This window comes from Providencia rustigianii DSM 4541 (assembly GCF_000156395.1).
Taxonomy (GTDB): Bacteria; Pseudomonadota; Gammaproteobacteria; order Enterobacterales; family Enterobacteriaceae; genus Providencia; species Providencia rustigianii.
The window spans coordinates 4,308-4,695 of record NZ_GG703827.1; the positions used below are offsets into that span (position 1 = coordinate 4,308).

The following is a 388-nucleotide window of genomic DNA, read 5'->3' on the forward strand; positions in this document are numbered from 1 at the left end:
AATCAATGACATTGTGCGCTGTAAGATATCCAGTGGGATTGGATTCTTCGCGGTGTATGATTCTTTGGCTCTATCTCCCATTTCCTCGGCAATGGCGCATCCTGTTGTGCGCGATTGACCTGACGGCATGGTAAGATTGTGCTTGAGTGCATATTCAGCAATATCAAGTCCTTGCTCATATACACCCGCATCAAAACACCACAACATGAGATACATCAATACATCATCTTGCGCCCCTGAATTGCCTTTTAGCGTTTCAGTGACCCACGTTTCATACAACGGCAAGGCTTTTCGCTTATACGCCGCTTTACGTTCAAATGATTGAATTTTGCTCAAGTCACGCATGTGCTGCCTCAACATCAATTTAACTTGTGTTGCTGCTGATGGG

1 protein-coding gene is annotated in these 388 nt (G+C 45.1%); it reads right to left on the bottom strand.

The window, feature by feature from the left end:
• Positions 1-388, bottom strand: a 388-nt coding sequence (locus PROVRUST_RS18500; protein WP_006816447.1) for a phage terminase small subunit, incomplete at both ends; no start/stop codon positions are given.